16 protein-coding genes are annotated in these 12,334 nt (G+C 74.0%); 7 read left to right on the top strand and 9 right to left on the bottom strand.

Annotated features, from left to right (window positions below; all coding sequences use genetic code 11):
* Window positions 1-47 precede the first annotated feature (47 nt).
* Complete coding sequence (locus ACBI99_RS20695; protein WP_219519839.1) at window positions 48-1,004, bottom strand: NAD(P)-dependent alcohol dehydrogenase; 957 nt, start codon at window positions 1,002-1,004, stop codon at window positions 48-50.
* Between the two features lie 69 nt (window positions 1,005-1,073).
* On the opposite strand from ACBI99_RS20695, the gene ACBI99_RS20690 reads away from it, so the two are divergent.
* The gene (locus tag ACBI99_RS20690) at window positions 1,074-1,694 is read left to right on the top strand and encodes a TetR/AcrR family transcriptional regulator (protein ID WP_219519836.1); all 621 of its coding nucleotides are present in this window, start codon (window positions 1,074-1,076) and stop codon (window positions 1,692-1,694) included.
* Here the strand turns inward: ACBI99_RS20690 and ACBI99_RS20685 are convergent.
* A complete protein-coding gene (locus tag ACBI99_RS20685) occupies window positions 1,691-2,524 on the bottom strand; it encodes a TetR/AcrR family transcriptional regulator (protein WP_219519833.1) in 834 nt (277 codons plus the stop codon). The genes ACBI99_RS20690 and ACBI99_RS20685 overlap by 4 nt on opposite strands.
* Window positions 2,525-2,542: 18 nt before the next feature.
* On the opposite strand from ACBI99_RS20685, the gene ACBI99_RS20680 reads away from it, so the two are divergent.
* Window positions 2,543-4,264 (top strand): right-handed parallel beta-helix repeat-containing protein, encoded by a 1,722-nt coding sequence (locus tag ACBI99_RS20680; protein WP_375073109.1) that lies wholly within the window; start codon window positions 2,543-2,545, stop codon window positions 4,262-4,264.
* 19 nt (window positions 4,265-4,283) lie between these two features.
* Here the strand turns inward: ACBI99_RS20680 and ACBI99_RS20675 are convergent, their stop codons facing one another.
* Together ACBI99_RS20675 and ACBI99_RS20670 are read right to left on the bottom strand one after the other, a co-directional pair.
* On the bottom strand, window positions 4,284-4,679 hold the full coding sequence (locus ACBI99_RS20675; protein WP_375073108.1) for a hypothetical protein: 396 nt from the start codon (window positions 4,677-4,679) through the stop codon (window positions 4,284-4,286).
* A gap of 100 nt (window positions 4,680-4,779) precedes the next feature.
* Window positions 4,780-5,346, bottom strand: a complete 567-nt coding sequence (locus ACBI99_RS20670) for a hypothetical protein (RefSeq protein WP_219517711.1) — start codon at window positions 5,344-5,346, stop codon at window positions 4,780-4,782.
* Window positions 5,347-5,402: 56 nt separating this feature from the next.
* On the opposite strand from ACBI99_RS20670, the gene ACBI99_RS20665 reads away from it, so the two are divergent.
* The 4 genes from ACBI99_RS20665 to ACBI99_RS20650 are packed head-to-tail and all read left to right on the top strand — an operon-like array spanning window position 5,403 to window position 8,453.
* Entirely contained in the window at window positions 5,403-6,227 is an 825-nt protein-coding gene (locus ACBI99_RS20665) for an alpha/beta fold hydrolase (RefSeq protein ID WP_219517710.1), read from the top strand.
* A gap of 60 nt (window positions 6,228-6,287) precedes the next feature.
* Window positions 6,288-6,626, top strand: coding sequence for a YciI family protein (locus ACBI99_RS20660; protein WP_219517708.1), 339 nt, complete (start codon window positions 6,288-6,290; stop codon window positions 6,624-6,626).
* Window positions 6,623-7,810 (top strand): sigma-70 family RNA polymerase sigma factor, encoded by a 1,188-nt coding sequence (locus ACBI99_RS20655; RefSeq protein WP_357592875.1) that lies wholly within the window; start codon window positions 6,623-6,625, stop codon window positions 7,808-7,810. The genes ACBI99_RS20660 and ACBI99_RS20655 overlap by 4 nt, the downstream gene beginning before the upstream one ends.
* Before the next feature lie 28 nt (window positions 7,811-7,838).
* Window positions 7,839-8,453 (top strand): PadR family transcriptional regulator, encoded by a 615-nt coding sequence (locus ACBI99_RS20650; RefSeq protein WP_375073107.1) that lies wholly within the window; start codon window positions 7,839-7,841, stop codon window positions 8,451-8,453.
* Here ACBI99_RS20650 and ACBI99_RS20645 read toward each other — a convergent pair.
* The 3 genes from ACBI99_RS20645 to ACBI99_RS20635 all read right to left on the bottom strand — a co-directional run bounded on the left by ACBI99_RS20645 (window position 8,443) and on the right by ACBI99_RS20635 (window position 10,811).
* A complete protein-coding gene (locus ACBI99_RS20645; protein WP_375073106.1) occupies window positions 8,443-9,231 on the bottom strand; it encodes an ABC transporter permease in 789 nt (262 codons plus the stop codon). The two genes, ACBI99_RS20650 and ACBI99_RS20645, sit on opposite strands and share 11 nt — an antisense overlap.
* A complete protein-coding gene (locus tag ACBI99_RS20640; protein ID WP_308126185.1) occupies window positions 9,228-10,166 on the bottom strand; it encodes an ATP-binding cassette domain-containing protein in 939 nt (312 codons plus the stop codon). Before ACBI99_RS20640 ends, ACBI99_RS20645 begins: the two co-directional genes overlap by 4 nt.
* 75 nt (window positions 10,167-10,241) lie before the next feature.
* Window positions 10,242-10,811 (bottom strand): TetR-like C-terminal domain-containing protein, encoded by a 570-nt coding sequence (locus ACBI99_RS20635; protein WP_219517704.1) that lies wholly within the window; start codon window positions 10,809-10,811, stop codon window positions 10,242-10,244.
* A 58-nt stretch (window positions 10,812-10,869) separates the two neighbouring features.
* On the opposite strand from ACBI99_RS20635, the gene ACBI99_RS20630 reads away from it, so the two are divergent.
* Window positions 10,870-11,367, top strand: coding sequence for an FBP domain-containing protein (locus ACBI99_RS20630; protein ID WP_375073105.1), 498 nt, complete (start codon window positions 10,870-10,872; stop codon window positions 11,365-11,367).
* 22 nt (window positions 11,368-11,389) lie between these two features.
* Here the strand turns inward: ACBI99_RS20630 and ACBI99_RS20625 are convergent, their stop codons facing one another.
* Window positions 11,390-11,674 (bottom strand): DUF6204 family protein, encoded by a 285-nt coding sequence (locus ACBI99_RS20625; RefSeq protein ID WP_219517702.1) that lies wholly within the window; start codon window positions 11,672-11,674, stop codon window positions 11,390-11,392.
* A 3-nt stretch (window positions 11,675-11,677) separates the two neighbouring features.
* On the bottom strand, window positions 11,678-12,316 hold the full coding sequence (locus ACBI99_RS20620) for a TetR/AcrR family transcriptional regulator (protein ID WP_375073104.1): 639 nt from the start codon (window positions 12,314-12,316) through the stop codon (window positions 11,678-11,680).
* Window positions 12,317-12,334: the final 18 nt, after the last annotated feature.

Below are 12,334 nucleotides of genomic sequence, written 5' to 3'. Positions count from 1 at the left end.
GCGCGCGGCAAGGGGGCCGGGGTCCTGGGGCCGGGCCGCCCGGCAGGTCACACGACGCGGATGACGATCTTGCCGCGTACGCCGCCCGTCTCCAGGGCCCGGTGGGCGGCCGCGATGCCGGAGAGCGGGAAGACCGTGTCCACGACCGGGCGGATCGCCCCGCTCTCCACGTAGCGGGTGAGATCGGCGAACAGCCGGTGCTTGGGGTTGCCGCTGAAGAACCGCATCCGGCGCGGCCCGTACACGGTCGAGGCGGCGATCGCGGCCAGCGACGCGAGCGGGCGGTCGATGTCGAAGGCGATGGCCACCATCCGCCCGCCCGGCGCGAGCAGCCGCCGGAAGTCGGGCAGGCGGGTGCCGACGGTGTCGAGGATCACGTCGAAGGGGCCGAGCGCGGCGGGCTCGGTGGTGGCGTAGTCCAGGGCCTCGTCGGCGCCGAGCTCGCGGACGAGATCCAGGCTGCGGGTCCCGGCGAGCGCGGTGACGTGCGCGCCGAGCGCCCGGCCGAGCTGGACGGCGACGCTGCCGACCCCGCCGCTCCCGCCCCGGACCAGCAGCCGCTCCCCCGCCCGCAGGCGTGCCTTGTCGCGCAGCGCGGTGATCGCGGTCGTGCCCACGCCGGGCAGGGCGGCGGCCTCGACCAGGTCCAGCCCGGCGGGCGCGAGCGCGAGCTGCCGGGGGCGGACGGCGACGTACTCGGCGGCGCTGCCGAAGGTGCGCGGCAGCCCGCCCCACACGCGGGTGCCCGGTGCGAGCCCGGAGACGCCGGGGCCGAGGGCGGCGACCTCGCCGGCGAAGTCGAGCCCGACACGTTTGGGGAATCCGCGCTCGATCGTGTCGGTCACCAGCCTGACCCGCCCGGCCCGGCCGTACGACTCGCCGCCGTTGACGCTGGCGGCGTGCACCCGCACCAGCACCTCGCCGGGGCCGGGCTCGGGGCGGGGCAGCGTGCCCTCGTAGAGCACCTCGGGGGGCCCGTAACGGTCGAAAAGAGCGGCGCGCATGTTCGTCATGGCTGGGAGGCTAGCCAGCTAACCGGACGCTACCGCCCACTTACGGGTAATGTGAGAGACATGTCCGACGGTTCGTCTCGGATGTTGCGCGCCGACGCCTCGCGCAACCGCGGCCGGATCCTGCGGGCCGCCCGCCACCTGTTCGCCACGCGCGGCATCGACGTGCCGATGGCGGCGATCGCCCGCCGGGCGGGGGTCGGCACGGCCACGCTCTACCGGCGTTTCCCCACGCGGGAGTCGCTGGTGACCGAGGTGTTCGCCGACCAGCTCGCGATGTGTGTGGGGGCGCTGAGCGAGGCGCTGGCCGACGACGACCCGTGGCGCGGCTTCCGCACGGCCGTGGAGAAGGTGTGCGCGATGCAGGTCGTCGACCGGGGGTTCACCGCCGCGTTCCTGACGGCCTTCCCGGGCGCGTTCGACCTGGAGCGCAAGCGCGCCGAGGCCGAGGACGAGCTGGCCGAGCTCATCCGGCGGGCCAAGGCCGCCGGCCGGCTGCGCGCCGATTTCGTCCTGGCGGATCTCATGCTGCTGCTCATGGCCAACGGCGCGGTGGTCGCCGGGGCAGGGGACGCGGCCGCGGCGGCGTCGCGGCGGCTCGTCGCCTACTTCCTGCAGTCGTGGGAGGCCGGGCACGCGGGGCCGCTGCCGCCCCCGCCGGCGGAGCTGCGGTACGTGGGTTAGGCGCCGCTCTTGCGCTGCCGGTAGGCGCGCTGGCGGCAGGCCCGGGAGCAGTACGCGCGCGGCCGCCCCGATTCCGGCTGCTCCACCGGTTCACCGCACACCTGACACCGGGTTTCGTCACGCCTTTCGTCACGTCTGGCGGTGATGAGCAGCTCGATGCCGTCGAGCAACCGGGCCAGCCCGAACTCGAACGGGTCCTCCGGGTGGTCGTAGCCGCCCTCCTCCCACAGCCGGGTGAGCGTCGGATAGCGGTCCAGCCGGGCGAAGAGCGTGTCGCGCGAGCCCCACCACTCCTCCTCGCTCACGCCGCTGCTGCGCTCGGCGTGCGCGGTCTCGGCCAGCACCAGCGCCTCGGCGTCCACGAACCGGCCCACCAGCCCGACCGCGGCGATCATCTCGGCCGGGGTGAGTCCGGTGCCGGCGACCGTGCTCAGCATCGCCTCGTAGTAGGCCACCGCGTTGGGCCCGGGCACGTGCCTGCTGCCCCGGATCTCCGCCAGCCACGGATGGCGTCTGCGCAGCTCCCAGCCCTGCCGGGCGCACGACTCCAGCCGGGCCCGCCAGCCCTCCCCCTCGGGCGCCGGCAGCCCGGCCATCACCGCGTCGCGCATCAGGTCCACCAGGTGGGCGCGGCCGGGGACGTGCCGGTAGAGGGACATGGTGGTGAAGCCGAGGCGCTCGGCGACCTTGCGCATCGACAGCCCGGCCAGCCCTTCGGCGTCGGCGACCTCGACGGCGGCGCGGACGATCCGGCCCAGGCTCAGCCCGGCCCCCGGCCCCTCGTCCCACAGGAGCTCCACCCCGCGGTCCGGATCAACTGCTTCGCTCATGGTTTAGGGTATATACCCGTGTACGCCATAAACAACGAAATCCTGTACGTTTCCCCGCACGGCGACGACGCCGCCCCCGGCACACTGGAGCGTCCCTTCGCCACCCTCGGCCGGGCCGTCGGCGCGGCCCGTGAGCTCACCGGCGACGTCGTCATCTGCCTGCGCGCCGGCACCCACACCCTCGCCGCCCCGCTCGAACTCACCGAGGACGACGCCCGCCTGACCGTCCAGGCCCACGGCTACGGCACCGCCGAGCAGGAGCAGGCCGTCATCAGCGGCGGCCGGGAGATCACCGGCCAGGTGGCCGGCGGCGTCTGGACGGCCGACGTCGGCGACCTCGACACCCGGCAGCTCTACGTCGAGACCGGAGGCGTCCTCCGCCGGGCCGAACGCGCCGGCATCGACGCCCTGCCCGGCGACGCCACCAGAACCGTCACGGGTTACGTCACGGACAGCCCGCTCGACTGGCACAGCCCCGCCGACGTCGAGTTCGTCTACCGGGGCGTCTACCCGTGGACCGAGGCCCGCATCGGCGTCGCCGAAGTCACCTCCGACGGCGAACGCACCCACGTCACGATGGCGCAGCCCGCCTTCGCCCGCGCCGTCGAGCTGTACAACTTCACCTGGGAGGAGCACACCCAGGAAGGCCCCGCGCTGCCCACCAGGATCGAGAACGACGCCGCCTTCCTCACCGAGCCCGGCACGTTCGTCCTCGACCGCTCCCGCCCCGGCCACCACGTGCTGCGCTACCTGCCCCGCCCCGGCGAGCGGCCCAGGATCGTCGCCCCCGCCCTGGAGACCCTGCTGCGCGTCACCGGCTCCCGCGACGTCACCTTCCGCGGCCTGACCTTCGCCGACGCCACCTGGCTGCGGCCCAGCGGCCCGGAAGGCTTCCTGCACTACCACGGCAACGGCCACTACGACGGCGGCCCGGTCGAGAAGGTCGTGCTCGTCGAGGGGCAGGCGTGGGTCACGGTGCCGTCCCGCTCGGCGACGATCCCCGCCTGCGTGACCGTCGACGGCGGCGCCGACGTCCGCTTCGAGCGGTGCCGCTTCACCCGGCTGGGCGCCACCGCGCTCGGCCTGACCGGCGGCGAACGGCACGTCGTGCGCGGCTGCGACTTCGACACCCTGTCCGCCTCCGCCGTCAACGTCACCGGCGGCCACGACACCCTCATCGAGGACAACCTGGTACAGCACATCGGCCTCGACCACTCCGGCTCCCCCGGCATCGCCCTGCTCGGCACCGAACGCTGCACCGTCGCCCACAACCACGTCCGCGAGGTCCCGCACTGCGGCATCGTCGCCGGGCCGGGCCGCGGCACCCGGCTCCTGCGCAACCTCACCACCGGCACGATGAGCGTCCTGGCCGACGGCGGCGGCCTCTACCTGTCCGGCCCGCAGGGCAGCTCGCACGACGACGGCGCCCAGATCCGGGGCAACGTCGTCAAGGACACCCGCACCCCGTACAACTTCGGCCTCTACACCGACTACGGCGCCGCCTGGGTCACCGTCGAGGAGAACGTCGTCACCGGCGCCGACAGCACCGCCGTGCTGCAGGTGTCGCCGCCGCTGGAGAACGTCGTCTACCGGGGCAACTTCTGGGACGCCGACCCCGCCGGCAGCGACGCCGTCCCGGCCGGGGTCACCTACGAGGGCAACACCACGCTGGCGGAGGGCCTGGACGCGGCCACGGCCGAGATCCAGGCCCGCGCGGGGCTGCTGCGGCCCCGCGGCTGACCACACCAGGAGACGAAGGTCAGCTGCAGCCGCCGCGTCCGCAGATGGACCAGGCGCGCAGCTGGCCGTTCTCCCACAGGTCGACGAAGACCGCGGTGGCACCGCCCCGGACGTCGGCCTCCAGGGTGAAGCCGTGCCCGACGGTGCCGTTGCAGGCGCTCCTGACCTCGCGCGACACGATCGTGTCGTTCACGTAGGCGGTGTAGACGACGTCGCGGCAGCCGGAGGCGGCCCGCAGCTCGCCGCCGACCCGGACCGAGCGGTTGTACCAGATGAGGTTGCCCTTGACGTAGGAGTTGCCGTACTGGACGTCGTAGCGCGTTTGCGGGTAGTCGGCGGCCCGGGCCGCCGTGGTGGCTCCGGCCGTGAGGACGGCCGCCGTTCCGATCGCGAGAAGTGCCCGTGCGATGCGCATGTTCCCTCTCTTCCGATGCAGGACGTTCGCTCAGCAAGGACGATGGAACACGCGGCCGGGCCGGCCAAGGGGTGATCGCGGATGTTCGCCGGCCGTTGGCTCAGGGTTCGCCGCGCAGCCGGCTGCGCTGCACCTCCCGGGCCAGCGCGCGCCGCACCGACGCGGGGGCGGGGGCGGTGACGCGCGCGGGCAGGTCGAGGCCGCGGCTGATCCGGTCGTAGGCGGCCCGGCAGCCCGCGGGCAGCCGCTCCCGGTGCAGGCGCAGGTCCTCCTCCACGAGGCGGCGCAGCTCGTCGACGTGCTGGGGGGTGAAGCGCTTCCTGCCGCGCGCGACGGCGTGGACGTGACGGGCGCAGCGGGCGCCGTCGCACGTCTCGGCGATGTGCTCGGCCAGGCCCCACAGGCGGCCTTCGAGCCAGGGGACGTCGTGCTGGTCGAGCGTCAGGTCCAGCGGCGGACGCGGCTCGGCGGCCCGCAGCTTGGTGACGTGCTTGCTCACGGCGGGCTGGCTCATGCCGGTGAGCTGGGCGATCCGGTCCTGGGTCCAGCCGAGGCCGGCGAGGGTCACGATCATCTCGGCGCGGAGCCTGCGCATGTCGTCGCCCGCGCGGATGACGTCGTTCATGTCGGCGATCATCCGCCCGGCCTGCTCCTCGGTCAGCGTCATGCCACAGATCATAACCTGGTTGTATAAATCGGTTATATGCGTCAGAGTCCTGGGTCATGCCCACTTTCACCGCGCCGGACGGCACCCGGCTGGCCTACCGCACCTCCGGGACCGGCGACCCGCTCGTCTGCGTCCCGGGAGGCCCCACGGACGCCGGCTACCTCGGCGACCTCGGCGGCCTGTCCGCGCACCGGCGGCTCGTCCTGCTGGACCCGCGCGGCACCGGCCGCTCCGCCAGGCCCGCCGACCCCGCCTCCTACCGCTGCGACCGCCAGAGCGACGACCTCGAGGCCCTGCGCGAGCACCTCGGGCTCGACCGGCTCGACCTGCTCGGCCACTCCGGCGGCGCCAACGTCGCCGTGACCTACGCGGCCCGCCACCCCGCGAACGTCGGCAGGCTGGCCCTGATCACCCCCGGCTGCGCCGCCGCCGGCATCACCGTCACCGGCGCGACGCGGCGCGAGCTCGCCCTGCGCAGGAAGGCCGAGCCGTGGTTCCCCGCCGCGTTCGCCGCCCTGGAGGCGATCATCGAGGGCCGGGGCGGCGACCGCGACGCCATCACGCCCTTCCTGTGGGGCCGCTGGGACGCCGCCGCGCGCGAGCACCCCGCCTCCCGGCCGCCCGACCCGGCGATCGCCGCCGCCTTCGCGGCCGAGGGCGCCTTCGACCCGCCGCGCACCCGGGCCGCGCTCGCCGCCCGGCGCGGCCCGGTGCTGGTGCTGGCCGGCGAGCACGACCTGAACAGCCCCCCGCGGGCGACGGCCGAGTACGCCCGCCTGTTCCCCGCCGCCTCGCACGTCGTCCAGGCCGGGGCCGGCCACTACCCGTGGGTGGACGACCCCGGCCGGTTCGCCGAGGTCGTCGCGGCTTTCCTGCGCTGACCCGGCGCGGGGTGTCGATCCGGGCAGGAGTCATTCGTATAAGGGGTGAAGGAGGACAACATGCAGAAGTACCTGCTCAGCATCTACCAGCCCGACGGCGACCCGCCCCCGCCGGAGGTCCTGGAGCCGATCGTCCGCGACCTCGAGGCACTGAACGACGAGATGCGCGCTGCCGGGGCGTGGGTGTTCGCCGCCGGGCTGCACCCGCCGGGCACCGCCACCGTGCTGCGGCCCAAGAGCGGCGACGTGCTCATGACCGACGGCCCCTACACCGAGGGCAAGGAGCACCTCGGCGGGTTCACCGTCATCCAGGCGCCCGACCTGGACGCCGCCCTCGCCTGGGGGCGCCGGCTCGCCGCCGTCACCACGCTGCCGGTCGAGGTGCGTCCGTTCCAGTGAGCGTGGAGCGGGTGTTCGCCCAGGAGTACGGGCGCGCGGTCGCCGTCCTGGTCCGCGTCTTCGGCGACATCGACATCGCCGAGGACGCGGTCCAGGACGCCTTCACGGTCGCGGTGCGGCGCTGGCCCGCCGAAGGGACGCCGCCGAGCCCGGCCGGATGGATCATCACCACGGCCCGCAACCGCGCGGTCGACCGGCTGCGCCGCGAGGCCGCGCGGCAGGACAAGCACGCCCAGGCCGCGCTGCTGCACGCCGGTGACGCGCCGGCGGAGGAGGGACCCGTGCCCGACGACCGGCTCCGGCTGATCTTCACCTGCTGCCATCCCGCGCTGGCCAGGCCCGCCCAGGTCGCGCTCACGCTGCGGCTGCTGGGCGGGCTCAGCACGGCCGAGATCGCCCGGGCGTTCCTGGTGCCGGAGCCGACGATGGCCCAGCGCCTGGTCCGCGCCAAGGGCAAGATCCGTGACGCGCGGATCCCGTACCGGATCCCGCGCGAGGCCGACCTGCCCGAACGGCTGGAGCCCGTGCTGGCCGTCATCTACCTGATCTTCAACGAGGGCTACCTGCCCCGGTCCGGCGACCGGCTGGTGCGCGAGGAGCTGTGCGCCGAGGCGATCCGGCTCGGCCGGCTGCTGGCCGGGCTCATGCCGGACGAGCCGGAGGCGATCGGGCTGCTGGCGCTCATGCTGCTGCTGGAGTCGCGCCGCCCGGCCCGCACCGCGCCCGGCGGGACGCCGGTCCGCCTCGCCGACCAGGATCCCCGTCTGTGGGACCGCGCCCTGGCGGCCGAGGGCCGGGAACTGGTCCGGCGGTGCCTGCGCCGGGGGCGGCCGGGGCCGTACCAGATCCAGGCGGCGATCAACGCCGTGCACAGCGAGCCGCCGACGGACTGGCGGCAGGTGGTGGCGCTGTACGACCAGCTCATGGCGCTCGCGCCGAGCCCCGTCGTGGCGCTCAACCGGGCCGTCGCGGTGGCCGAGGTCGCCGGGCCCGGGGCGGCGCTCGCCCTGGTGGACGACCTGGACCTGGACGGCTACCACGTCTTCCACGCCGTACGGGCCGACCTGCTGCGCCGCCTGGGCCGGGACGCGGAGGCGGCACGGGAGTACGACGCGGCGCTCGCCGGCACGGGCAACGAGGCCGAACGCGCCTTCCTGCGCCGGGCCCGCGACCCTCTAGACTAGTCAAAGTTGATTAGAGGAGGGTGCGGCGATGTCGGCGATCCGGCTGCTGGTGCTGGGCGCGGTGCGGCTGCGCGGGCGCGCCCACGGCTATCAGGTGCGCAACGACCTGGAGTTCTGGGGGGCCGACCGGTGGGCCCACACGAAACCGGGCTCCATCTACCACGCGCTCAAGCAGATGGCCAAGCAGGGGCTGCTGCACGCGTACGAGACGGCGCCCAGCACCGCTGGCGGGCCGCCCCGCACCGAGTACGAGGTGACCGAGAAGGGCGCCGCCGAATACTTCTCGCTGCTGCGCCGGTCGCTGACCACGCCCGGCGAGAGCGACCTGCTGGCCGCCGGGGTCGGGTTCATGGTCGACCTGCCCCGGGAGGAGGTCGTCGCGCTGCTGCGGCAGCGGATCGCCGCACTGGAGGAGTGGCGCGGCTCCGTCACGGCCCACTACACGCCCGAGGACGGCCCCGGCCAGCACGGGCACATCGGCGAGATCATGCACCTGTGGGTGACCGCCGCCGACGACGGCGTGCGCTGGACCGGTGACCTGATCGCCCGCGTCGAGGGCGGCGCGTACGCCTTCGCCGGGGAGGAGGGCGACCCGTTCGCCGGGACCCTCTCGCAGGAGGGCCCCGGCGAGGTCACCTGCTGAGGCCGCGGAAGCGGGCCGCCGCCATCGGGCAGGCGATCGCCAGCAGGACGAGCGGCCACAGCACGGCCAGCAGGTGGGCGTTCTCGGCGGCCCACGAGGTGCTGGCCACGCCCGGGTTGCCGAACAGGTCGCGCACCGCGGTGGCGCTGGCCGTCATCGGGTTCCAGTCGGCGATGGTGCCGAGCCAGCCGGGCATGGTCTCCGGCGAGGCGAACGCGCTGGAGCTGAACGCGACCGGCCACACCAGGATCTGCACGGCCATGACCAGGTCCGGCCTGCCGACGATCAGCCCGAGCCAGATGCCGCACCACAGCATCGCGAACCGCAGCAGGAGCAGCAGCCCGATCGCGGCGACCGCCTGGGAGGGCGTGCCGTGCCAGCGCCAGCCGATGGCCAGGCCGGCGCCGATCATGACGGCCAGGCCGGCGATCGACTCGAGCATGTCGGCGACGCCCCGGCCGACCAGCACCGCCGACGGCGCCATGGGCATCGACCGGAAGCGGTCGAGGACGCCCTTGCCGAGGTCCTGGGCGATCGCGGTCATCGTGCTCTCGAGCCCGAAGGCCATGGTCAGCACGAGCATGCCCGGGACCAGGAACTCCTTGTAGTCGCCGCCGCCCGCGACCTGCATGCCGCCGCCGATGAAGAAGGCGAACATCACCAGCATCATCACCGGGAAGGTCAGCGAGATCACCGCCCCCCACGGGTGGCGCGCCCAGCGGGCCAGCTCGCGCCGCGTCATGGTCCAGGAGTCGATCAGCCACCAGCGCAGGCTCATGAGCGCTCTCCCGTCAGATGCATGAACACCTCGTCCAGCGTGGGGCGGCGCACCGCCAGGTCCTCGGCCTCGATGCCGGCCTCGTGCAGGGCCCGCACCAGGTGGCTGAGGGCCGCCATCCGGTCGGCGACCGGCGCGCTGGCCCTGCGCCGGTCCTCGTCGAGCTCGACCGCGCCCGCGCCGGGCACCCCGGCCAGGACGCCGGCGACGGCCGGCAGCAGGGCGGCGTCGTGCACGACCACGTCGACGCGGTCGCCGCCGACCTTGGCCTTGAGCTCGTCGGCGGTGCCGTCGGCGATCACCCGGCCGTGGTCGATGACCGAGATCCGGTCGGCGAGCTGGTCGGCCTCCTCCAGGTACTGGGTGGTCAGCAGCACGGTGGTGCCGCCGCCGACCAGTGAGCGGACCGCATTCCACACCTCGGTCCTGCCGCGCGGGTCGAGGCCGGTGGTCGGCTCGTCCAGGAACAGCACGCTCGGCTCGACGATGAGCGAGGCCGCCAGGTCCAGGCGGCGCCGCATGCCGCCGCTGTAGGCCTGGACGGGTTTGCGGCCGGTGTCGGCCAGCCCGAACCGCTCCAGCAGCTCGGCCGCCCGCGCCGCCGCCCGGCGCGCCCCCAGGTGGTAAAGGCGGCCGAACAGCTCGAGGTTCTGCCGCCCGGACAGGTCCTCGTCCACCGCCGCGCTCTGCCCGAGCAGCCCGATCCGCCGCCGCACCTCGGCCGGGCGCTCGGCCACGTCGATCCCGGCGACGCGCGCCCTGCCCTCCTCCACGCGCAGCAGCGTGGCCAGCGTGCGGACGAACGTGGTCTTGCCGGCCCCGTTGGGGCCGAGCACCCCGTGCACGGTGCCGCTCGGCACGGTCATGGTCAGTCCGTCGAGGGCCTTCTTCTCGCCGTACGTCTTCCGCAGCCCTTCCGCGACGATCGCAGGCACGTCCCCTCCTTTGCTAGTCAAGTTTGACTAATCGGACGGAGCGTAGCCGCGGCCTCCTTCATTAGTCAAACTTGATTAGCCGGTGGACCGGCACCTCAGCGCGAGGTCGAGCGTGTCCAGCGCCCAGGCCCAGGAGGCGTCGGCATCCCTTGGCGTGTGCTGGAACCCACCCGCCAGCTCCAGGCTCACGTAGCCGTGGATCGCCCCGCCCAGGAAGCGCACCGCGTCGGTCTGGTCCGGCTCCGGCAGGTCGTAGCCGCGCAGCAGCGCCCGGATCATCTCCGAGTGCCGGGGCCCCGCGCTGCGCGCCGCGGTCTCGGGGTCGAGCTCGAACCGGGCGGCGGCGTAGCGGCCCGGATGCTCCCTGGCGTAACGGCGGTAGGCGTCGGCGAACGCCACCAGCGCGTCCCTGCCCGCCCGCCCGGCGAGCGCGCCGGCGGCCCGCGCGGCCAGTTCCTCCAGCGCCAGCAGCGCCACCCGCACCTTCAGCTCGCGGGCGTTGGCGATGTGCGCGTACAGGCTCGGCTCCTTGACGCCCAGCCTGCGCGCGACCGCCGACCCGGTCACGTGCTCGAAGCCGATCTCGTCGGCCACCTCCGCCGCCGCCAGGGCGAGCCGTTCGGCGGTGATGATCGCGCGAGCCATGCGTCCTCCGTCAACTAAACAAATTAACGATTTGCCTAATTGTATTAGCCTGGAAGCCATGAAATTCATCACCGAACGCGACATCCGCAGGTCGTTCGTCAACTGCTCCAAGGGCGAGGCCCAGCGCCTCGGCATCCCCCGCGACCTGGCCGAACAGCCGTGGGACGACCTCGACTTCCTCGGCTGGCGAGATCCCGGCGCCCCCGACCGCGGCTATCTCGTCGCCGAACGCGACGACGGCGGCCTCGTCGGCATCGCGCTGCGGGCCACCCCCGCCACCGGGCGCGGCTTCACCTCCCGCAGCATGTGCTCGCTCTGCCTGACCACCCTCGCCGGCGGCAACGTGGCGCTGATGACCGCCCGCCGCACCGGCGAGGCCGGCCGCCTGGGCAACACGGTCGGCCAGTATCTCTGCGGCGACCTCGCCTGCTCCCTCTACACGCGGGGCAGGAAGCAGGCGGTGGGCGGCGACTTCGACGAGACGCTGACCGTGACCGAGAAGATCGCCCGCACCCGCGGCAACCTGGCGGCCTTCATCGAGAAGGTGACCGCCTGAGCACGGGCGCCGGCCGGACGCCTCAGCGGCGGCGCACCTTGATGTCGCGCATGTCGGTCGCGGCCACCCGCAGCACCCGGTACGGCACCGCGTACGCGTCGAGGGCGGCCACGGCGGCCGCGACCGCCTCCGGCTCGCCGTCGTCCGGCCCGGCGGGCACCTGGCAGCGGAACGTGAACGCCGTCAGCCCGGCGTCATGGCTGAACGTGCCCGCCTCGGTGAAGGCGAGGTCGGCCGCCCCCAGCACGGCGGCCCGGCCGGCCTCGTCCAGCTCGCCGAACTTCCCGGAGATCGTCACCCGGAACATGGATCAGTCCTTTCTCACGGCGTAACCGAGGACGCGCTCGCCGAGCACGTCCTCGATCGCGTCCAGCAGCTCCAGCACCGCCCCGGCGATCGCGTCGGGGCCCTCTCCCCCGGCCGTGCGCCGTCCGATCTCGGCGAAGACCATCGCGTGGAACGACCCGAGCTGCCAGGCCACCACGCGCGGCAGCGGGTCGCCCGGCGCGGCGCCGGTCTCCTCGGCCAGCGTGGCGGCCAGCTCGTCGGTCATCCGGCGGCCGAGGTCCTCCAGCCGCGCGGTGAGCGTCGGCGCGGCCCGCATCATCTCGAAGACGCGCCCGAACCCGCCCGTCAGGCCCAGCTTGCGGTCACGGTCACGCACCTCCTGGCGCAGTCGGCCGAGAATCGCCCCGGCCGCGTCCGTGCCCGGGGGCCGCTCGCGCACGATGTCGGCCAGCCGCCGCGGCGACGCCTGGTCGGGCGGCAGCACCAGGTCCTCCTTGACCGGGAAGTAGTTGTAGACGGTGTTGACCGACACCTCGGCCGCCGCCGCGACGTCGGCGACCGTCACGTGGTCGAAGCCGCGCGCCACGAACAGGCCGATCGCCACCTCGGAGATCCGCTGCCGCGTCTGCCGCTTCTTGCGCTCCCGCAACCCTTCGGTCATGCCGAGGAAGTTTAACCG

This window comes from Nonomuraea sp. ATR24 (assembly GCF_041950485.1).
GTDB lineage: Bacteria > Actinomycetota > Actinomycetes > Streptosporangiales > Streptosporangiaceae > Nonomuraea > Nonomuraea ceibae.
The sequence above is the reverse complement of the archived record's forward strand: the minus strand, read 5'-3'. Positions and strand labels throughout refer to the sequence as shown.

What these genes read in the sequence shown, in the direction of transcription:
- ACBI99_RS20695 (WP_219519839.1), bottom strand. Translation starts at nt 1,004, where the DNA reads ATGCGCGCCGCTCTTTTCGACCGTTACGGGCCCCCCGAGGTGCTCTAC.
- ACBI99_RS20690 (WP_219519836.1), top strand. Translation starts at nt 1,074, where the DNA reads ATGTCCGACGGTTCGTCTCGGATGTTGCGCGCCGACGCCTCGCGCAAC.
- ACBI99_RS20685 (WP_219519833.1), bottom strand. Translation starts at nt 2,524, where the DNA reads ATGAGCGAAGCAGTTGATCCGGACCGCGGGGTGGAGCTCCTGTGGGAC.
- ACBI99_RS20675 (WP_375073108.1), bottom strand. Translation starts at nt 4,679, where the DNA reads ATGCGCATCGCACGGGCACTTCTCGCGATCGGAACGGCGGCCGTCCTC.
- ACBI99_RS20670 (WP_219517711.1), bottom strand. Translation starts at nt 5,346, where the DNA reads ATGACGCTGACCGAGGAGCAGGCCGGGCGGATGATCGCCGACATGAAC.
- ACBI99_RS20665 (WP_219517710.1), top strand. Translation starts at nt 5,403, where the DNA reads ATGCCCACTTTCACCGCGCCGGACGGCACCCGGCTGGCCTACCGCACC.
- ACBI99_RS20660 (WP_219517708.1), top strand. Translation starts at nt 6,288, where the DNA reads ATGCAGAAGTACCTGCTCAGCATCTACCAGCCCGACGGCGACCCGCCC.
- ACBI99_RS20650 (WP_375073107.1), top strand. Translation starts at nt 7,839, where the DNA reads ATGTCGGCGATCCGGCTGCTGGTGCTGGGCGCGGTGCGGCTGCGCGGG.
- ACBI99_RS20645 (WP_375073106.1), bottom strand. Translation starts at nt 9,231, where the DNA reads ATGAGCCTGCGCTGGTGGCTGATCGACTCCTGGACCATGACGCGGCGC.
- ACBI99_RS20635 (WP_219517704.1), bottom strand. Translation starts at nt 10,811, where the DNA reads ATGGCTCGCGCGATCATCACCGCCGAACGGCTCGCCCTGGCGGCGGCG.
- ACBI99_RS20630 (WP_375073105.1), top strand. Translation starts at nt 10,870, where the DNA reads ATGAAATTCATCACCGAACGCGACATCCGCAGGTCGTTCGTCAACTGC.
- ACBI99_RS20625 (WP_219517702.1), bottom strand. Translation starts at nt 11,674, where the DNA reads ATGTTCCGGGTGACGATCTCCGGGAAGTTCGGCGAGCTGGACGAGGCC.
- ACBI99_RS20620 (WP_375073104.1), bottom strand. Translation starts at nt 12,316, where the DNA reads ATGACCGAAGGGTTGCGGGAGCGCAAGAAGCGGCAGACGCGGCAGCGG.